This window comes from Deinococcus aquaticus, assembly GCF_028622095.1.
Lineage (GTDB): Bacteria > Deinococcota > Deinococci > Deinococcales > Deinococcaceae > Deinococcus > Deinococcus aquaticus.
This window is the reverse complement of record NZ_CP115165.1, coordinates 65,223-84,781: the sequence shown is the minus strand read 5'-3', so window position 1 is coordinate 84,781 and position 19,559 is coordinate 65,223. Positions and strand designations below refer to the sequence as shown.

The window sequence follows — 19,559 nt, the reverse complement described above, 5'->3', positions numbered from 1 at the left end:
TCTGACCCAACCCGCGCGCGCGGGTACACCCGGCCGGGCGGGTCGGGGGCCAGAGGATGCGCGCGGGCCTGTCTGGACAGTAAACTGAGGGGTATGACCGTTCCCACTGCCGACGTGCTGCGCGAGGTGCAGCACAACTCCCCGAACGCGCTGGAGTTGCGCGGCGTCACCAAACGATTCCCGCTGGTTCTCGCCAACGACAACATCTCCATGGAAGTCCGCTGGGGCAGCGTTCACGCCCTGTGCGGCGAGAACGGCGCCGGCAAGAGCACCCTGATGAAGATCGTGTACGGCATCCAGCCCCCCACCAGCGGGCAGATCGTCGTGGACGGCGAGAGCGTCGACCTGACTGACCCCAGCGAGGCCATCAAACGCGGCATCGGCATGGTCTTCCAGCACTTCATGCTCGTCGAGACGCTGACCGTCACCGAGAACGTCATCCTGGGCATGGAACCCACCCGTGGCGGCGCCATCGACTACGCCGGCGCACGCAAGCGCGTGGCCGACCTGATCCGGCAGTTCAACTTCGACCTGAACCCCGACGCCATCGTCGGTGAGCTGCCCGTGGGCCTGCAACAGAAGGTCGAGATTCTCAAGACCCTGTACCGCGGCGCACGCATCCTGATCCTGGACGAACCCACCGCCGTCCTGACGCCCAGCGAAACCGAGGAACTGTTCGACTTCCTGAAAAACCAGTACGCCGCCAGCGGCAACGCCGTGATCTTCATCAGCCACAAGCTGCACGAGGTGCTGCACATCAGTGACACCATCAGCGTCATCCGTGACGGCAAGATGATCGGCACCATCCCCGCCAGGGGCGCCACGACCGAGATCCTGGCCCGCATGATGGTGGGCCGCGACGTGAGCCTGAAAGTCAGCAAGGCCCCTGCCCAGCCCGGCGAGGTCGCCCTGAATGTGCAGAACGTCACCGTGAAAGGCGAGCACGGCAACGCCGTGAATGGCGTGAGCTTCCAGGTGCGCGCCGGAGAGATCGTGGGCATCGCGGGCGTCGAGGGTAACGGTCAGAGCGAACTGGTCGAGGCCATCACCGGCCTCCAGACGTACCAGGGGCAGATCACGTACCTCGGGAAGGTCGCGCGCGGCGTGCGGGAAGTCGAAGCCTCGGGCCTGTCACACGTGCCTGAGGACCGCAACGAACGCGGGCTGGTGCTCGACATGACCACCGCCGAGAACTACATCCTGGGCGAACACGACCGCGCCCCCTTCGTCGGCCCCGGCGGCCTCCTGAACCGCGACGTGATCGAACAGAACGCCCGCGACCTCAGCGAGAAGTACGACGTGCGCCCCCGCAGCACCAGCCTCCAGGCCGGACGCTACTCGGGCGGCAACGCCCAGAAACTCATCGTGGCCCGCGAGATGCGCAAGGGCCCCAGAATACTGGTCGCCAGCCAGCCCACGCGCGGCGTGGACATCGGCGCCATCGAATTCATTCACGCCCGCATCGTCGAGGCGCGCGACCAGGGCCTCGCCGTGCTGCTGATCAGCGCCGACCTGGGCGAGGTCATGAACCTCAGTGACCGCATCCTGGTCATGTACGAGGGCAACATCGTGGGCGAAGTCGACGCTGCCGGAGCCACCGAAACGCAGCTGGGCCTCCTGATGACTGGCAGCGGCGAGGCCATCAACACCCAGGTCAGCTGGCAGGAGTAACAGGGTAGGAGGGGAGTGGGCAGTGGGACGGAGGCAGGCCGCCGGGCCACTGCCCACTTCCTGCTTTCCCCCTCAGTTCACGGGGTCCGGTTCAGTGTGCGCGGCGGCAGCGGCGGGGCTGGTCAGGTTGATGCCGGCGCTGGCAGCAATGACGCACACAAGCGCGGCCCACTGCGCGGCATTCAGACGCTCTCCCAGGAACAGCAGGCCGCTGAGCGCGGCGATGGCCGGCTCGGCGCTCATCATCACGCCGAAAATGCGGGCGGGAATGGCCCGCAGGGCGCGCATCTCCAGCGTGTACGGCAGCGCGCTGGACAGCACGGCCACGCCCAGCCCCAGCAGCAGCGTGCCCGGAGCCAGCAGCAGCGGCCCTGCCTCGGCCACCCCGAACGGCAGGGTGATGAGCGCCGCCACGATCATGCCGCCCACCACGCCGGTCGTGCCGGGCACCCGCCGCCCCACCGCGCCGCCCGCCAGGATGTACAGCGCCCAGAACGCCCCGGCCAGCAGCGCCAGCCCCACGCCGGCAGGGGAGACCGGCGTGTGCGCCCCGCCGCCGGTCAGCAGTTCTCCCAGCGGTGAGATCAGCGCGATGCCCAGCGCGGCCAGCAGCACCCAGGCCACGTCGATGGCGCGGCGCGACAGGATCAGCGCCAGCGTCAGTGGCCCGATGAATTCCAGCGTGACGGCCAGCCCCAGCGGCAGGGTCCGCAGCGCCTCGTAGAACGCGAGGTTCATCAGGCCCAGCGCCGCGCCGTACGGCACGATGGCCGCCCAGTCGGCCCGCGTCAGCTGCCGCAGCCGGGGCCGCAGCACCAGCGTCAGCAGCGCGGCGGCCAGCGTCACGCGCAGCGTGGTCGTCCCGGCCGCGCCCAGCGTGGGGAACAGCGTCTTGGCGAACGCCGCGCCGCCCTGAATGCTGACCATGGCCAGCAGCAGGGCCGGAATGGGCGGCAGGCCCGGTCGGGTGCGGGCAGAGGGGCGGGCGGCAGTCATGCCGGGCATTAGACCACCTGCCCCGCTGCGGTCCGGTGGCGGGCGCTAGAAGTCGCCCTGGGCGCGTCTGTGTTGCCAGGACGCATGAGCTGTCAGGACACATGCGCTGCCAGGACGCGCGTCAGTCGGATTCCGTCTCAGTCCTGCCCCGGCTCCGTCTGCTCCTGCGCGGCGTGCCGTTCGGCCAGGACGCGCCCGGCGATGTTAAATCCGTTCAGTCCGGCAGGCACCCCGGCGTAGATGGCCACCTGATGCAGCACGTCGCTCAGGTCGCGTTCGCTGACGCCGCTGTTGGCGGTGGCGCGCACGTGCCCCTCCAGTTCGCGGTCGCGGCCCAGCGCGGCCAGGATGCCCAGCGTGACCATGTGCCGCTCGCGGTCCGTCAGGCCGCCGCGCCCCCACACGGCCCCCCAGGCGTACTCGGTCAGGAACCGCTGGTAGTCCGCGCCGAAGGCCTCCGGGTCGCCCGCGAAGGCCCGGTCCACGAAGCCCTGCCCCATGATCTGCGCCCGCTTCTGCTTGCCGAGCTTCAGCATGTCGCTGTCGGGAGTCGGGCTGTCGGGAGTCCGGCCGCCGTTGCTCGGGGTGGGGTGTTCGCTGCCGTCTGTCTGGTCGCTCATGCCCCACGCTACCCGCTGGGATGGCACTCCGGGTGCGGCGGAGCTGTCACCCCGTGCAGGGCAGAGAGGAGCAGCGGCGGAGCGTACACAACGGCAACCCCCCGCCGGACTGGGCGGGGGGTTGCGTGTCGCTGGGTCAGCGGAGGCTCAGGTCAGTCTGATCAGGTCTACTTGATCAGGCCCACTTGATCAGTCGGGCTTCCAGGTCGTTGCTCAGGCCGTCTACGACGGGCAGCATGCGCACGCCGACCGAGTACAGGCCGCTCTCGTTCAGGGGCACGTCGGCGCTGAAGGTTCCGTCGCCGCGGCTGGTCAGGGGCACGTGGGTCAGCTGGCCCGCGCGGTTCAGGACGGCTTCCACGCGCAGTTCGGTCAGGTTGATACCGGCGGGGTTCACGGTGGCCGTGACGGGCACGGTCTGGCCGGGCTGGCTGGTGGCGGGCAGGGCTGCCTGGGCGCTGAGGGTGGTGTGCGGCCACTGCTGGCGCACCCAGCCTTTCCAGCTGGCGATCTCGCGGGCGCGGGCGCTGTCGCTGGCGGCCAGTTGCGCGCCGCGCGCGGCGATGGGCACGTAGTACTTCTGCACGTAATCGATCACCTGACGCTGCATCGAGAAGCGCGGGCTGCACGTCTCGATGGCGCGGCGAACGGTGTGCGCCCACGAGGCGTCCCCGGTGGCCTGCCCGTAGTAGCGGGGCACGATGTCGTTTTCCAGGATGTGGTACAGGCTGTAGGCGTCGGCGTCGTCCTGCACGTTCAGGTCGGCGTACTCGCGTTCCTCGCCGATGGGCCAGCCGTTGGTGGTGTCGTACCCTTCGCGCCACCAGCCGTCCAGCACGCTGAAGTTGGGGCTGCCGTTGAAGCTGGCCTTCATGCCGCTGGTACCGGAGGCTTCCAGGGGGCGGCGGGGGTTGTTCAGCCAGATGTCCACGCCCTGCACGAGGTGACGGGCGACGTGCATGTCGTAGTTTTCCAGGATGACGATCTTGCCGCGGAACTCGGGTTCCTGCGAGACCTTGTAGATTTCCTGAATGAAGGCCTTGCCGGGGTTGTCGGCTGGGTGGGCCTTACCGGCGAACACGAACTGCACCGGGCGGTCCGGGTGGTTCACGATGCGGCTGAGGCGTTCACGGTCACGGAACAGCAGCGTGGCGCGCTTGTACGTCGCGAACCGGCGCGCGAAGCCGATGGTCAGGGCGTTCTCGCTGAGCAGCGTGTCGGTGGCGGCCACGTCGGCGGCGCTGGCGCCGTTACGGACCTTCTGCTCGCGCATGCGGCCGCGCACGAAGGTGATCATGTCGCGTTTCATGACCAGCTGCACGTCGCTGAGCTGCGCGTCCGTGAGGTTCTCGACGGCCTGCCACATCGCCTCGTCTTCCAGGCGTTCGGTCCAGTCGGCGGGCAGCACGGTGCCCAGCAGGTCGCGCATGGCCTGAGACGTGAAGGTCAGGTTGTGCGCGCCGTTCGTGACGTGCCCGATCGGCACTTCCTCGGTCTCGGCGCCGGGATACAGGAACTTCCACATGTCGCGGCTGACCTCGCCGTGCAGTTCGGACACGCCGTTCGCGGCGCGGCTCATGTTCAGCGCGAACACCGTCATGGAGAACGTCGGGACCGGGTGGCCGTCCCACATCTGCTCGTGCTCGGCCAGGGCGTACAGGTCGTCGCGGCTGGCGGCCAGCTGGGCGGGCCACGAACCGATGTAACGGTCCATCAGGTCGTACCCGAACGCGTCGTTCCCGGCGGGGACGGGTGTGTGCGTGGTGAACAGCGTGCTGCTGGCCACGGTTTCCACGGCGGTCCGGAAATCCAGGCCTGCCTCCACGTACTCGCGGGTGCGTTCCAGGCCCAGCAGCGCGGCGTGCCCCTCGTTCATGTGGTACACGTCGCCGGGGATGCCCAGCAGCCTCAGCGCGCGGATGCCGGCCACGCCCAGCAGCACGTACTGCTGCACGCGCAGTTCCTGGTTGCCGCCGTACAGGCGGGCGGTCAGTTTGCGGTCCTCGGGGCTGTTCTGCGGGACGTTGGTGTCCAGCAGCAGCACCTTGATGCGGCCCACGTTCAGGTTCCAGATGCGCGAGTGCACGGTGCGGTTCCCGATGACCACGCTCACGCGGGCTTCCTCGCCGCTCTGCGTCAGGGCGGGGGTAATGGGCAGGGTGGTCAGGTCAAGTTCGTCGTAGGTTTCGTTCTGCCAGCCGTCCTTGTCGAACAGCTGCGTGAAGTACCCCTGGTGGAACAGCATGCCGACCGCCGTGAAGGGAATCCCCAGGTCCGAGGCGCTCTTGCAGTGGTCGCCTGCCAGTACGCCCAGGCCGCCCGAGTAGATGGGCAGGGACTCGTGGTACGCGTATTCCATGCTGAAGTAAGCCACGGGTTTCATGTCGGGAACGTTTCTGGCGGCCCAGGTGTCTTTCTTGCCCATGTAGGCGTCGAAGTCAGCCATGACCTGCGCGTAGCGTTTCAGGTAGGCGGGATCGGCCGCGACTTCTTTCAGGCGCGACTGCGGGACTTCCAGCAGGGTCCGCACCGGGTTGTGCTGGAAGCGCTCCCAAATACCGTAGTCCAGTTCCTGATACAGCGCCTGAGCGTGCGGAGTCCACGACCAGTACAGGTTATAAGCGAGTTCGGACAGCCTTGCCACGCTGTCGGGGAGCTGAGGCAGCACCGTGACCTTCCCAATGACGTTCATACCAGATGAGCTTACACTAAGGGCTTCCCGCCTACCTAAGAGGCCTCCCGGCGTGCAGCACGCACAAAAGATCCGCCTGTTTAGACAGCTGCCGGGGGGTGCCGCCCGCCGGGCCTGCACCCGGCGTGGCCGGGGCCGACATGTCAGGATGGGCGGCGTGACCCTCCCGCCCGCCGAAGGCCCGCCCCCCACCGACCCGCAGGCCGCGCTGATGGACGAGGGCGACCGGCTGGCCCGCCACCTGACCCAGACGCTGCACGCCACCCTGCACGACCAGCCCCGCCTGACCTTCCTGGGCCGCAGCCTCGCCCTGAACCTCGTCAACGCCTTCATGCCCACCCTGGAGCACGTGACCCGCCGCGCCGGCCACGCCCTGCACGCCGCCCTGGTCCTCGACGAGCGTGCCCGCCCACTGATCCAGACAGCCAGTCCAGACGGCGAGACTGGCCCCAGCGTGGGCGTGGACGACCTGCTGCGCGACCTGCTGTTCCTGCGCGGGCACCTGCACCCCGCCGTTCAGGAACACCTGCGCGGCGCGCTGCGCGGCAGCGAACACCAGGCGACCCGCGCCCTCGTGGACTGCCTGCGCAGCCGCCCCGTCCTGGACGCCATGCAACGCCAGATTCAGACCCTGATGCGCGACCACTGAAGCGGACCCGGCTTGAACGGTTGACGCAACCCATTCAAACCCCGGCGGGAGTGGCAGCCGGGGCGGGCCAGAGCAGCAGAGGCCTGCCTGCTCCTTCCTCCGCCGGGCACTTCGGGTCGCTGCTCGGGACTGGGAATGCTGTGGGCTTATACGGATTCCGTTTGTTTCGTTAACAGATCGGAATACCACCGATCTGTTAACTCCACGTCCGGAACCCGCTTCGGCTCCTACTCGCTCCGCTCGGATTGAACGGCTTTGCAAGCCATTCAATCGGAGGCCGTCTTACTGGTTGCCTTCTCCGGTCTGGGCGGCCGCTGCGGGGGCCTGAAGGTGGCGCACCAGCAGGACCAGCACCACGCTGGCGTGGATGGACAGCAGCGTGAACAGGTTCACGGTGGGTTCCATGACGTAGCCGACCGCGCCGATCAACTGGAACAGCGTGAGAATCAGCAGGCCCTGGGCACGCCGGTCGGGCAGTTGCAGGTAGACGTAGGTGCCGCCCGCCATGCTGAACATCAGAGGCAGGAGCAATGCGTTAAGCATTTCTTGATCCATACCTCATTATTCTGCGCGGTCTGTCACAGGCATCTGTCCTGTCTGACCCACCCCAGCCTTCATTCGCGTTCCCGGCGGCGGAACAGGGCCGCGCGCTTTTACCCGACGCGGTAACGGGCCACTTTCGCCGGATCAAGCGCGTGGCCGTTCAGGGCCGCCACGTCCAGCCAGCCGTCCCGGAACTCGATGGGCGCGTTCAGCAGGTCATCCTGCAATTTCAGGACGAAACTCAGTTCGCAGGGTTCAGTCACCTCTGCCTGCGTGGACAGCAGCGCCGCGTGCAGCGTGCCCAGGCCCGTGCTGGCCTGCGACCCCACCATGCCCCGCTTCCCGTGTGCGGCGGCCGCGCGCAGCATGTTCAGGCCGTCCGTGAAGCCGTTGCGGGCTGTTTTCACGTTCAGTACGTCGAAGGTATCGAAATCCAGTTCGCGGTCCAGATCGGCCGGGGTGAAGCACGAGTCGTCCGCCACGATCGGCAGTCGCCCCTGCGCGTGCAGCGCGGCCCGCGCCCGCAACTGCCGCGCCGGGAGCGGCTCTTCCACATACATCAGGCCCGCCTCCCGCATGGCGTCCAGCGCCGCCGGGGCCGATTCGGGGCTCAGCGTCTCGTTGCTGTCGGCGTACAGCAGCACGTCCTCCCCGAACTCGGCCCGCAGCGCCCGGATCACGCGCAGGTCGCGTTCGTGCTCGCGGCCCACTTTCACCTTCAGGCAGCGCACCCCGGCCTGCACCACGCGCCGCGCCTCGTCCAGCATGTCGTCCGGGCTGGCGATACCCAGGATGAAGCTCACGCGGACGCGCGTGTTCGGCCCCATCAGCGTGCCGAACAGGCTGCTTCCGGTGGCGCGGGCGCGGGCGTCGTGCAGGGCCATGTCCAGCGCGCCGCGTGCCGTGTGGTTGTTCGTCACGCTGCCACGCGCGCGGTTCAGGCCCGCCTCGTCCGTGATGCTCAGGCCCACCAGGGCGCCCTGCAGGTGCGCCAGGATGCCCAGCACGCTGGCGGGCGTCTCGCCGTAGATGGTGGGGCGCGGCGTCGCCTCGGCCACGCCTACCGTGCCGTCCGAGAGGGTGACGCGCACCAGCACGTGCTCGGCAGCACTCAGGGCCGAGTGCGCCCCCCACGCCAGCGCCGAGGTCAGCGGCAGGCGGTACACCAGCCCCTCGACCCGCGCGACGGTGGGCGCGCTCACGCCGACCCCCCGGCCCAGGCGCGCACGGCCTGCGCCACGGCTGCCGGGTCCAGCGCCACGGTATCCAGCACCAGCGCCCGCTCGGGCGGCAGGGTCCGCAGGAACGCCTCGGCCGCCGCCGGGTCGTAGTTGCGCCGCTCGGACACCACGATCTTCACCTTCGCCAGCACGTCGCCCGGCGCGAAGCCCTGGGCCGGCAGGTCAGCCAGGGCGTCCAGTTCCTCCGGCGCGAAGACCTCCGCCGCGCCCTTCAGGTCGGCCAGCGACTCCCGCAGCGTCGCCTCGCTCCCTCCCTGGCCACCGCCCACCTGATCGAAGGCGTCCGCGCGGCCCAGCAGTCGCCGCACCCGCACCGCGTCCGGCGCGCCCAGTGCCACGAAGCGCCACGCCGGGAACGACTGCGCCGCGTAGCTGACCTCGTCCAGCCCCCGCAGCCCGTCGAACACCGGTGCCACGCCCCAGTGACCCGTGTCGGCCAGCAGCGACCCCAGCGCCTGCGCCATGCCGCCCGGATGGGTCTGCCGGTACTGCGCGGTCAGCCGGAAGCGTTCCTCACGGTCCCGCACGGGCGCGCCCGCCAGCGGCAGGATCATCACGGCGTCCGTCACCTCCCGCCGGTCCGGCAGGACCCGCACGCCCGCGTCGGCCCCGGTCAGGGCGGCCAGGGCCGTGCTTTTACCCACGCCGGTCACGCCGACCAGCACCGTCAGCGGCAGCTGGGAAAGCCGCCGCTCGTGCGGGGCGGTGGGCGCGGCGTCGGCACGCAGGAACGGCAACTCACTCGACATGCCCCGAGGGTAGCGCCCCCCACTCGTAAAGGCAGGGTCAAGGTTCAGTCAAGTCGCCATTATCTCCGGCGGGTCAGATCATGACGGGGAATTTCTACACTTGCTGCTGGAGGCATCATGACCCGACTCAAAGGCAATTCCGGCGGTAATGGCGGCAAAATTCTGATTATCCTGATCGTTCTGATCGTTCTGTTCCTGCTGGCTTATTTCCTGTACCTCAAGCCCCAGGGCCTGCTGAATCTCGGCTTCTGAACGCGGCCAGGCCTGATCACTGCCAGGCCTGCCGCCCGTCAGATCTGAGCGCCAAACCTGATCTGTCGCGCTGTTTCGGCCCCCGTGACATTCACGGTTGCCCGTACGGCCCCGCCCTTCTCCGCTCCGCCCGCGTTGCCTTCAGATGAGGCCCGGCGGACGCTGTTCACCGGAGTTCCCCGCATGATTAAAGGTAAAGAGATTCTGGGCCGTTCCATCATCGCCATCAGCACCGGAGAGAAGATCGACAGCGTGCATGACGTCATCTTCGATCATCAGGCCAATCAGGTCCTGGGCCTGCTCGTCGACGAGGGTGGCTGGTTCAGCGCCGCCAAGGCCGTCCCGTTCGGTCAGATCCGCTCGATCGGTGAGGACGCCATCATGGTCGCCGACGCCGACGCCGTCACCACCACCCGCGAGGACGGCCGCCTGAAAGAAGCGCTGGAAAGCAAGAGCAGCCTGATCGGCCTGACCCTGATGACCACCGACGGCCAGAACCTCGGCAAGATCGCCGACGTGTTCTTCGACGAGCACACCGGCCGCGTGGAAGGGTACGAGGCGACCGGCGGCCTGTTCGCCGACATGAGCAGCGGACGCACCTTCGTGCCCGTTCCCGAAAGCGTGCAGATCGGCCAGGACACCGCCATCGTGCCGGTCGAGGTGGCCAACGCCATGCAGGAGCAGGAAGACGGCGGCCTGAAAGGTGCGCTGCAGAGCGCCGGTCAGAGCGTGGCCGGCGTGTACTACGACGCCGCCGACAGCGTCAAAGGTGCGTACGGGAACATCGCGGAAGCCACCCGTGAACGCCAGAAAGAGTACGTGGTCGGCAAGACCGCCGGAGGTGACATCACCGCCGAGGACGGCCGCGTGATCGTCTCCAGGGGCGAAACCATCACCGCCGCCCAGGCCGACGAGGCCGAAACCGCCGGGAAACTCGCCGCGCTGGCCACCGCCGCCACCGGCGGAGTGATCGCCGACGCGTACGGCAGCGCCCGCGACCGCGTGCAGGAATCCTACGAGGACGTGAAGGACGCCACCGCCGAACGCCAGAAAGCCTACGTGACCGGCAAGACCGCCGGCAGTGACATCACCGCCGCCGACGGCCACCTGATCGTCGCGCAGGGCGAAACCATCACCGCCGCGCACGCCGACGAGGCCGAAACGGCCGGTAAACTCGCCGCGCTGAGCGCCGCCGCGACCGGCGGAGTGATCGCCGGAGCGTACGGCAATGCCCGTGATCGCGTGCAGGAATCCTACGCCGACGTGAAAGACGCCACCGCCGAACGCCAGAAAGCCTACGTGACCGGCAAGACCGCCAGCAGCGAGATCCGCACCGACACCGGCGAGGTCATCGTGCCCGCCGGCGCGACCATCACCACCTTCCAGGCGGACCGCGCCGAGCAGACCGGGAAACTGGCCGCCCTGACCGCCGCCGCCACCGGCGGAGCCATCAGCGGCGGCGTGCAGACCCTGCGCGAACGCACCAAACTTGATCCCAACACACTGGAAGCCACGGTGGGCCGCCGCGTCCGCACCGATGTCCGCGCGCCCGGCGGGAGCCTCGTGGCCGCGCAGGGCCAGATCGTGACGCAGGCCATCGCCGACCGCGCCCGCCACCTGGGCGTGCAGCAGGCTCTGATCGACGCCACGACCGGCGGCGCCGCCGACACGTCCGGACCCGCTGCCGGGGCCGCCGTCGCGGGCGGACTGGCCAGCGTCAGCGAGGGCGCCGGCAACCTGCTGGACCGCGCCAAGAACTGGCTGGGCGACAAGCGCGAGCAGGCCGGCGAGGTTATCGACCAGCGCCAGCAGGAAGCCGAGGAGCAGAAGGTCCGCGACGCCCTGGGCCGCCCCGTGACCCGCGTGATCCTCGCACCCGACGACTCGATCATCCTGAACATCGGTGAGATCGTCACCAACCGCGCCGTGCAGGCCGCCCGCGACGGCAACGTGCTGGACATCCTGGTCAGCAGCGTCAGCAAGGAAACCCCGCACATCGACCCGCTGGCCAGCCGCCCCGACGCGACCGGCGAGGCCGCTCTGCCCGAACAGGACGCCCCGGACAGCCAGCCCCCCCGCTAAGCACCAGAGGATATGCAGGGAGCCGCGCGCCGTGATGGGCGCGCGGCTCCCTGTGTTGTGGGGCGCCCCTGTCTGCTTCCCCCCGATTCCCGCGCCGCGCAGGGCCTATCCTGGGCGGCATGATCGAGTCGCTCATCGGCCACACGCCCCTGCTGCAACTGAAACGCGTGACCGGCCCCGACATGGCCGACGTGTTCGTGAAACTGGAAGGTCAGAATCCCGGCGGGAGTATCAAGGACCGCACCGCGCTGGGCCTCGTCGAGGACGCCGAACGGCGCGGCCTGCTGAAACCCGGTGGGACCATCGTGGAACCCACCAGCGGCAACACGGGCATCGGGCTGGCGCAGGTGGCGGCCGCCAAGGGCTACCGTCTGATCCTGTGCATGCCAGCCCAGATGAGCGAGGAACGCAAGCGCACGCTGGCCGCCTACGGCGCGGAACTGATCCTGACCGACCCGCAGCGCCGCATGCTGGCCGCCATCGAGGAAGCCGAGGCCATCGCGGAACGCACCGGCGCGGTCATGATGGGCCAGTTCACCAACCCCGCCAACCCCGCCGTGCACGAAGCCACCACCGGCCCTGAACTGTGGGAGCAGATGGAGGGCCGCATTGACGCGTTCGTGTACGGCAGCGGTACCGGCGGCACCATCAGCGGCGTGGGCCGTTACCTGAAACGCATGAACCCGGACGTGCAGATCATCGCCTGCGAACCCGCACGCAGCAACGTCCTGAGCGGCGGGGAACGCGGCGAACACGGCTTTCAGGGCATGGGGCCCGGCTTCATCCCGCAGAACCTGGACCGCAGCATTCTGGACGGCGTGGTGCAGGTCTGGGAGGAAGACGCCTACCCGCTGGCCCGCCGGCTGGCGCAGGAAGAAGGCATCTTCGTGGGCATGAGCAGCGGCGCGATGGCCTGGGCTGCGCTGGAGGTCGCCCGCCGCCTCGGCCCCGGAAAGCGCGTGGCGACCATCGCCTGCGATACCGGCGCCCGCTACCTGACCACCAGCCTCTTCGCGGGCGGCAGCGACACCCCGCCCGGTTACCAGCCCCGCTCACGCGAACGCACGGATAACTGATACGGACTTCGGTCGAAAGGTTTGCAAAAGCTTTCAACCCGACGGCGTCTGTAATCCAGCAAGGAGGCGAGCATCGCGGCTCGCCTCCTTGCTGTTCAGGAGTGTGTGCGGTCCCGCCTCAGCGGCGCGCGCCACCGAACATGCCGATCAGGTCGTCCAGCGCGTTGCCGTCCTTGTCACTGTCCAGGGCGCTGTTCAGGGTGCCCAGCAGGCCGCCCTGCTGCGCGGGTGCGTGCGGCGCCTGACCGCTGCCGCCGCCCAGGACGCTGCCGAGCAGGCCGCCCAGGTCGGTGCCGCCCGCTCCGCTGTTCACCGCGCCGCCCATGCCGCTGTTCTGCTGCGCGGGTGCGCCGCCCAGCATTCCGCCGAGCAGGCCGCCCAGCCCTCCGGCCGCGCCGCCACCCAGCAGGCCGCCCAGCACGCTGCCCAGGTCCGCGCCGCCGCCCTGGCCGCCCTGACCCTGCTTCTGGCGGCTGAGGTAGCCGAGGACCAGTGGGGCCAGCATGCTGAGAATCTGCATGGCCATCTGCGGGTCGATCCCGGCGCGTTTGCTGACCGCCTGCGCCGCCTGCTGCTGCTGACCGCCGAACACGTGCCCCAGGATCTTCTGTCCGTCCTGCGTGTCGGGCGTCTGCCCCTGCGTGAAGGCGTCCAGGGCGCTGCCGTCGTGTCGGCTCAGCGCGCCGCTCAGGGCGTCCAGGCCGCCGGGTTGCGTGGCGTTGCGGGTCAGGGCGCCCAGCAGCAGGGGCAGCGCGGCCTCGATGGCGGCCTGCGACTGGCCGGCGTTCGCGCCGGTGTTCTGCGCGACGGTCTGCTGGGCCTGTCCCATTCCTCCGAGCATGTTGAAGATGTCCATCATGATGTGCCTCCTGTTCCGGCGCGTGTGGCCGGTGGTCCGTGCGGGTAGGTGAGGGGACGGTAGGGAGTGGAACCGCGAATGCAGTGGAGCTGGGAATGCAGTGGAACTGGGGGTTGAAGGAACTGTACTCCCAGTGCGTGGTGGGGAAGCCAGCGGCCCCGCAGGACCTGCCCAGGCACGCATCCCCGGTCAGACGGAACCGCTGTAGCCCCCAGCGTACCCCCTGCGGCCCACCCGGCCCCCGGTGCGCGCGGATCTCCCCGGTGGGGGAGTGGGTGGGGGTACCGGGAGGCCCACTCATACGGACTCCGATTGAATGGTTTGCAAAACCGTTCAATCCGAGCGGAGCGAGTGGGAGACAAGCGGATTCCGGGCGTGGAGTTGGCAACCCGGTGTTCTTCCGGGTTGTTAACGAAACAGACGGAATCCGTATCACCCGGCCACTCCCCCACATCCACGTCCACACAGCCGCTTCCACCCGGCGGGCTCGCTCTGTCACGCCTCCTCTGCCATGCGGCGTATTTCGCCTGCGGGGCCGCTCGGGTAGGCTGACCGCTTCCAGTTCGGCAACCGGGAAGCCTGCGCGCAGGGCCCGGTCTCTGGAGAGGGGGAGCACTCATGACCATTCACTTACCGCCCGTTCCGCAGCGTCACGCGGGCGCGGCCGGTTCCGGCGCGGCGCTGTACGCCGCCGTGGCGCGGCTGGGCTTCCGGCGGCCCTTCGCGTACCCGCAGGCGGCCCTGTGGGGAGTCGTCACCAACGCCTTTTTCGGGCTGCTGCGGGTGTCGGTCCTGGCCGCGCTGTTCGGGGTGCGCCCGCAGGTGGCCGGGTACAGCGTGACCGACGCCGTCACGTACACCGCGCTGACGCAGGCGTTCATCGTGGCGCTGGCCCTGTTCGGCTGGACGGACTTCATGCGCACCATTCACCGGGGCGAGGTCGGCACGGACCTGCTGCGCCCCATGAACCTGCTGGGCTTCTGGGCCGCGCAGGACGCCGGGCGGGCGGCGGCGCAGTTCGTGCTGCGCGGCCTGCCGATGCTGCTGATCTTTCAAGTGGGCGCGGCGTTCACGGGCGGCGGCCTGCACTGGCCAGCCGGGCCGCTCGCGTGGACTCAGACGATCCTGAGCGCCGCGCTGGCCTGGGCGTGCGGGTTCCTGTTCCGCTTCCTGGTGAACTGCGCGGCGTTCTGGTCCCCGGACGCCGCCGGGTTCGGCCGGTTCGCGTGGGCGCTGCTGGGCCTGGGCTGCGGGTTCCTGATGCCGCTGGCGTTCTTCCCGGCGTGGGCGCAGGCGGCGCTGGCCTGCACGCCCTTTCCGTCCATGCTGAACACCACCGTGGAACTCTGGCTGGGCCTCAGGAGTGGTCCCGGCGCCTGGGTGGCCCTGGGCACGCAACTGGCCTGGACGGCCGCGCTGCTGGCCCTGACTGCCTTCACACTGCGGCGCGGACTGCGGCGGCTGGAGGTCGCCGGTGGCTAGCGGCCACACGGAAGGTCGCCGGTCAGGCGGATCACTGGACTCCCTGCGCCACCACACCCGCCTGTACTTCCGGCTGCTGGGCGCGCAGGTCCGCTCGCAGGGCGCGTACCGCACGTCGTTCCTGCTGGATTCGCTGGGCACCCTGCTGATCACGGCCGCCGAGTTCGCCGCGCTGGCCCTGGTCCTGCCCCGCTTCGGCAGTCTCAGCGGTTGGACGCTGGGTGAGGTGTGCCTGCTGTACGGCCTGGCGGAACTCGCGTTCGTGCTGATGGACATCCTCTTCGGCGGCTTCGACGCCCCGAACCTGTCCGGGCACGTTCGCAGCGGCAGTTTCAGCACCTTCCTGCTTCGCCCGGGCCCGCTGCCCCTGCAGGTGTTTGCCTCGGACTTCGCGCTGCGCCGCGTGGCCCGCGTCGTCCTGGCCGCCGCCATCGCCGGGTACGGTCTGACTCACGCCGGCCTGTCCCTGAACGCAGAAACGGCGCTGCTGCTGCTGTCGTCCGTGCTGGGCATGATCGCCTTCTTCGGCGCGCTGTTCGTGGTGGGCGGCACCCTGACCTTCTGGACGGTGGACAGCGTGGAAGCCATGAACGTCCTGACGTACGGGGGCCGCACGCTGATCAGTTACCCCATGGACATCTACGGCCGCGCGCTGCGCCGCACCTTCACGTTCATCATTCCGGCGGCGTTCCTGTCGTACTTCCCGGTGCTGCGCGTCCTGGGCCGCCCCCTCCCGGACGGCCTGCCCGACTGGGCCGCGCTGCTGCCGCTCCCGGTGGGCCTGCTGGCCCTGAGCGCCGCACTGAGTTTCTTCCGGTTCGGCGTGCGCCACTACCAGGGCACGGGCACGTGACCGGCGTTCCTCACCACCCACCCCGCGCTACCCTGAACGCCCCGCACCCCACAGCAGGAATGCAGGGCGCGCCTTCAGAACGGGCGTTCAGAGCAGGAGTTCAAGCATGATCGAAGTTCAGCACCTCAGTAAATCCTTCAGGGTCCGGCAGGGCGGCCTGCTGTCACCCAGCATCGGCATCATGACCGCCGTCCGGGACATCAGTTTCAGCGTCGGGCGCGGCGAGATCGTCGGGTACCTCGGCCCGAACGGCGCGGGCAAAAGCACCACCATCAAGGTCCTGACCGGCCTGCTCGTCCCCGACAGCGGCGAGGTCACGGTCGGCGGCCTGACCCCCTGGAAGCACCGCCGCGAGCACGTCGCGCGGCTGGGCGCGGTGTTCGGGCAACGCACCACGCTGTGGTGGGACCTGCCCGTCCGCGAGAGCCTGGAACTGCTGCGCCACGTGTACCGCGTGCCGCAGGGCCGCTTCCGCGAGAACCTCGCGCTGTTCACGGACCTGCTGGACCTCGGCCCATTCCTGAACACGCCCGCCCGCTCCCTGAGCCTGGGCCAGCGCATGCGCGCCGACCTGGCCGCCGCGCTGCTGCACGACCCGGAACTGCTGTTCCTGGATGAACCGACCGTCGGCCTGGACGTGGTCGCCCGGGAACGCGTGCGCGAGTTCGTGGCGCACATCGCGCGGGAACGCGGCGTGACCGTGCTGCTCACCACGCACGACCTGACCGACGTGCAGCGCCTCGCCGGGCGCGTCATGATCATCGACCACGGGCAACTGCTGTTCGACGGGCAGCTGAACGACCTGCAAGCCCGTTACGGCGGCGCGCGCGAGGTGCAGGTGGACTTCGAAATCCCGCCCGCTGACCCGCGCATTCCGGGCCTGGACCTGCTGAGCGCAGGCGGCGTGCGCGCCGTGTACGCCTTCCACGGCCCGGCCGCCGCGCCCGTCGCGCTGATCACCGCGCACGCGCCCATCCGCGACCTCACCGTCCGCGAACCCGACATCGACACCACTATCCGCCGCATCTACGAGCAGGACCTGCTGCACGCCGGGGTACGCTGACCGCATGACTGATTCCGGACACTCCGGCCCGGCCCCCAGCGTGAGCACGGGCGCCCTGTTCCTGGTGATCTTGACCTTCGCCGTGGCGGCGAACACCATGTCCCTGCTGATCATCCCGGACGACCGGGCCGCGCGGCTGGCCCTCGCGGCGCTGCCGGTCGCCGGGCTGATCTGGACCGCCGTGAACGTGTGGCGCACGCGCGCGATTCCCGGCGCGTGGCCGGCGTGGCCGGTCATGCTGACCCTGTGGACCGTGTCGGTGTCGCACAGTACGCTGCAACTGGTCCTGGGACAGCCTCTGTCTCCTGTCCAGTGGAGTGCGCTGGGGCTGAGCACGGCCGCCTACGGGCTGACCCTGCTGGTGTCGCGCCGCTGACCCTTCTCATGCGGGCCTTACCTAGGCTGCGGGCGTGGAAGGCCTGACCCTGGACATGCTGATGGGCGCACTGCTCATCTTCGCTCTCAGAATCGCAGACGTGTTGCTGGGCACCCTGCGGATCGGCATGCTGGTCCGCGGGAAACGCCGCATGGCAGGCGTCCTGAGTTTCTTCGAGTCCATCATCTGGCTCGCGGCGGCCGCGCAGGTGCTCGGCAAACTGGAAAGCCCACTGCAGTTCGTCGCGTACGCCGGCGGGTACGCCACCGGCACCATGCTGGGCGCGAACATCGAACGCTGGCTGGCGGTCGGGAAGGTCGTGCTGCGCGTGATCGTGCCCGTCAGTGCCCCGGACGTGCAGGAGGCGCTGCGGCAGGCCGGGTTTTTCGTGACCACCGTGAACGCCAGCGGCCGCGACGGCGAGGTCCGCGTGATGTTCAGCGTGATCGCCCGCAAGAAACTCCGCGCCGCGCTGCGCGTCATCGAGGGCACGTACCCCAGGGCGTTCATCACGGTCGAGGAAGTCACCACCGCGCAGCTTCAGGAGGTCGCCACCCGCGAGGACCGCCTGTCGCGGCGCTTCCGGATGATCCGGAAGTAGGCAGTAGTGAGTGGACAGGCAACGAAGCGGGGCCGCCTCCGGTGGATGGAGGTGACCCCGCTTGATCGTTCCCGGCTCAGGGGGTGGGTGGGGTGACCGGTTGGGCGGGATCGGTGGGGGAGGGGACCGCTTTGGCGGGGCGGGGCGTGCGGTTCTCGCTCTGCAGGGCGCGCATCAGCGACACGCACATGCCCAGCATGATCACGCTGAACGGCAGGGCCGCCACGATACTGGCGTTCTGCAGGCCGCCCAGGCCGCCGCTGAGCAGCAGGGCCACCGCGATCAGGCTCTGCAGCACGCCCCAGCCGAACTTGATGCGCCCACTGGGATTCTCGCTGCCCTCGCTGGACAGGCTGCCCAGCACGTACGTGGCCGAGTCGGCGCTGGTAATGAAGAACGACGCGATCAGCAGCGTCGCCAGGACGACCAGCACGCCGCTCAGGGGGAAGTGCCCCAGCAGCGCGAACAGCGCGGTGGACACGTCGGCTTTCGTGGCGTCCATGACCGCGCTGTCGCCAGTCAGGGATTTCTGCAGGGCGCTGCCGCCGAACACGCTGAACCACGCGAAACTCACGAGGCTGGGGACCAGCAGCACGCCGGTCACGAATTCCTTGATGGTCCGCCCGCGCGAGATGCGCGCGATGAACAGCCCCACGAACGGAGCCCAGGCGATCCACCACGCCCAGTAGAACAGTGTCCAGCCGCCCACCCAGGTGTTCCCGCTGAACGGGGTCAGGCGGGTACTCATGCTGATGAGGTCCTGCGCGTACCCGCCGACGCTGGTGGTGAAGGTCTCCAGCAGGAAGCGCGTGGGGCCCAGCACGAACACGGCCAGCATCAGCAGCGCGGCCAGCACCATGTTGGTGTTCGAGAGCATCTGAATGCCTCTGGTCAGGCCACTTGAGGCGCTGATCAGATACAGGATCGTGACCGCCCCGATGATCGCCAGTTGCGTGGGAACGCCCACGCTGAGACCGAACGCGCTGTTCAGGCCACTATTGATCTGCACTGCCCCGAAACCCAGCGAGGCCGCCACACCGAACACGGTCGCGATGATCGCCAGCACGTCGATCAGTTTCCCGATGGGGCCCTCGACCCGGTCGCCCAGCAGGGGCCGGAAGGTGCGGCTGATCAGGGCCTTCTCGCCGCGCCGGAACGAGAAGTAAGCGATGCTCAGGGCGACCACGCTGTAGATCGCCCAGGGGTGCAGACCCCAGTGGAAGAACGAGTACTTCAGGGCCGTGCGGGCCGCGTCGGCCGTCTGGGCTTCCACGTTGCCGGGCGGGGTCAGGTAGTGCGAGACGGGCTCGGCCACGCCCCAGAACACCAGCCCGATGCCCATGCCGGCGCTGAACAGCATGGCGAACCAGGAGGTGCGGCTGAACTCGGGTTCCTCGTCGTCCCGGCCCAGTTTCACGCTCCCGTGCCGGCTGAACGCCAGGTACACGCAGAAGATCAGGAAGGCCAGCACGGCCAGCAGGTAGTACCAGCCGAAGCTCTCGGTGGTGAAGTTCATGGCGGCGGTGGTGGCCGCGCCGAATCCGTCGGGATTCAGCAGGCCCCACAGCACGCAGATGGCAATGATGGCCATGGAAATGTACAGAACCACGGGTCAACCTCCAGGGTTGGGGGTCGCGTCAGTCGGGACGCCGGGAACACGGCAGGGCCGAGGGTCCGGGTGCCGCTGCGCGGCGCGATAAAAGGAAGTCCGCCTGAGGTGGCGGGCGGCGCGGCCAGCGGGTGCGCTGGGCCGG

At 69.1% G+C, this 19,559-nt stretch carries 18 protein-coding genes; 10 read left to right on the top strand and 8 right to left on the bottom strand.

Going from position 1 to position 19,559, the window contains the following annotated elements; genetic code table 11:
- Positions 1-93 precede the first annotated feature (93 nt).
- Complete coding sequence (locus M8445_RS00420; protein WP_273988896.1) at positions 94-1,671, top strand: ABC transporter ATP-binding protein; 1,578 nt, start codon at positions 94-96, stop codon at positions 1,669-1,671.
- Positions 1,672-1,743: 72 nt separating this feature from the next.
- Here the strand turns inward: M8445_RS00420 and M8445_RS00415 are convergent, their stop codons facing one another.
- The 3 genes from M8445_RS00415 to glgP form a co-directional block, all read right to left on the bottom strand.
- Positions 1,744-2,667: an EamA family transporter gene (locus M8445_RS00415; protein ID WP_273988895.1), complete on the bottom strand. Its 924-nt coding sequence runs from the start codon at positions 2,665-2,667 to the stop codon at positions 1,744-1,746.
- A gap of 137 nt (positions 2,668-2,804) precedes the next feature.
- Complete coding sequence (locus tag M8445_RS00410) at positions 2,805-3,287, bottom strand: carboxymuconolactone decarboxylase family protein (RefSeq protein WP_273988894.1); 483 nt, start codon at positions 3,285-3,287, stop codon at positions 2,805-2,807.
- 175 nt (positions 3,288-3,462) lie between these two features.
- Entirely contained in the window at positions 3,463-5,979 is a 2,517-nt protein-coding gene (gene glgP, locus M8445_RS00405; protein WP_273988893.1) for an alpha-glucan family phosphorylase, read from the bottom strand.
- A 157-nt stretch (positions 5,980-6,136) separates the two neighbouring features.
- Here glgP and M8445_RS00400 point away from each other — a divergent pair, with 157 nt between their 5' ends.
- The gene (locus tag M8445_RS00400; RefSeq protein WP_273988892.1) at positions 6,137-6,628 is read left to right on the top strand and encodes a hypothetical protein; all 492 of its coding nucleotides are present in this window, start codon (positions 6,137-6,139) and stop codon (positions 6,626-6,628) included.
- Positions 6,629-6,910: 282 nt separating this feature from the next.
- Here M8445_RS00400 and M8445_RS00395 read toward each other — a convergent pair whose 3' ends face one another.
- The 3 genes from M8445_RS00395 to M8445_RS00385 form a co-directional block, all read right to left on the bottom strand.
- Positions 6,911-7,171 carry a hypothetical protein gene (locus M8445_RS00395; protein ID WP_273988891.1) on the bottom strand — a complete coding sequence of 87 codons (261 nt, stop codon included), beginning with the start codon at positions 7,169-7,171 and terminating at the stop codon, positions 6,911-6,913.
- Between the two features lie 110 nt (positions 7,172-7,281).
- Positions 7,282-8,373: an enolase C-terminal domain-like protein gene (locus tag M8445_RS00390; protein WP_273988890.1), complete on the bottom strand. Its 1,092-nt coding sequence runs from the start codon at positions 8,371-8,373 to the stop codon at positions 7,282-7,284.
- Positions 8,370-9,161 carry a P-loop NTPase family protein gene (locus M8445_RS00385; protein WP_273988889.1) on the bottom strand — a complete coding sequence of 264 codons (792 nt, stop codon included), beginning with the start codon at positions 9,159-9,161 and terminating at the stop codon, positions 8,370-8,372. Before M8445_RS00385 ends, M8445_RS00390 begins: the two co-directional genes overlap by 4 nt.
- 117 nt (positions 9,162-9,278) lie before the next feature.
- Between M8445_RS00385 and M8445_RS00380 the strand changes: the two genes are divergently transcribed.
- From M8445_RS00380 to cysK, 3 genes are all read left to right on the top strand, one after another.
- On the top strand, positions 9,279-9,413 hold the full coding sequence (locus tag M8445_RS00380; protein WP_273988887.1) for a hypothetical protein: 135 nt from the start codon (positions 9,279-9,281) through the stop codon (positions 9,411-9,413).
- Positions 9,414-9,596: 183 nt separating this feature from the next.
- On the top strand, positions 9,597-11,495 hold the full coding sequence (locus tag M8445_RS00375; protein ID WP_273988886.1) for a PRC-barrel domain-containing protein: 1,899 nt from the start codon (positions 9,597-9,599) through the stop codon (positions 11,493-11,495).
- 119 nt (positions 11,496-11,614) lie between these two features.
- On the top strand, positions 11,615-12,571 hold the full coding sequence (gene cysK / locus M8445_RS00370) for a cysteine synthase A (RefSeq protein ID WP_273988885.1): 957 nt from the start codon (positions 11,615-11,617) through the stop codon (positions 12,569-12,571).
- Between the two features lie 118 nt (positions 12,572-12,689).
- Here the strand turns inward: cysK and M8445_RS00365 are convergent, their stop codons facing one another.
- Positions 12,690-13,430 (bottom strand): DUF937 domain-containing protein, encoded by a 741-nt coding sequence (locus M8445_RS00365; protein ID WP_273988884.1) that lies wholly within the window; start codon positions 13,428-13,430, stop codon positions 12,690-12,692.
- A 618-nt stretch (positions 13,431-14,048) separates the two neighbouring features.
- Between M8445_RS00365 and M8445_RS00360 the strand changes: the two genes are divergently transcribed.
- The 5 genes from M8445_RS00360 to M8445_RS00340 all read left to right on the top strand — a co-directional run bounded on the left by M8445_RS00360 (position 14,049) and on the right by M8445_RS00340 (position 17,805).
- A complete protein-coding gene (locus M8445_RS00360) occupies positions 14,049-14,912 on the top strand; it encodes an ABC transporter permease (RefSeq protein WP_273988883.1) in 864 nt (287 codons plus the stop codon).
- Positions 14,905-15,765 (top strand): ABC transporter permease, encoded by an 861-nt coding sequence (locus M8445_RS00355; RefSeq protein ID WP_273988882.1) that lies wholly within the window; start codon positions 14,905-14,907, stop codon positions 15,763-15,765. Before M8445_RS00360 ends, M8445_RS00355 begins: the two co-directional genes overlap by 8 nt.
- 106 nt (positions 15,766-15,871) lie before the next feature.
- Entirely contained in the window at positions 15,872-16,828 is a 957-nt protein-coding gene (locus tag M8445_RS00350) for an ABC transporter ATP-binding protein (RefSeq protein ID WP_273988881.1), read from the top strand.
- 4 nt (positions 16,829-16,832) lie between these two features.
- A complete protein-coding gene (locus M8445_RS00345; RefSeq protein WP_273988879.1) occupies positions 16,833-17,204 on the top strand; it encodes a hypothetical protein in 372 nt (123 codons plus the stop codon).
- 34 nt (positions 17,205-17,238) lie between these two features.
- Positions 17,239-17,805, top strand: a complete 567-nt coding sequence (locus M8445_RS00340) for a DUF2179 domain-containing protein (protein ID WP_273988878.1) — start codon at positions 17,239-17,241, stop codon at positions 17,803-17,805.
- A 76-nt stretch (positions 17,806-17,881) separates the two neighbouring features.
- On the opposite strand, the gene M8445_RS00335 is transcribed toward M8445_RS00340, so the two are convergent.
- Entirely contained in the window at positions 17,882-19,414 is a 1,533-nt protein-coding gene (locus M8445_RS00335; RefSeq protein ID WP_273988876.1) for a glycine betaine uptake BCCT transporter, read from the bottom strand.
- Between the last annotated feature and the right edge of the window lie 145 nt (positions 19,415-19,559).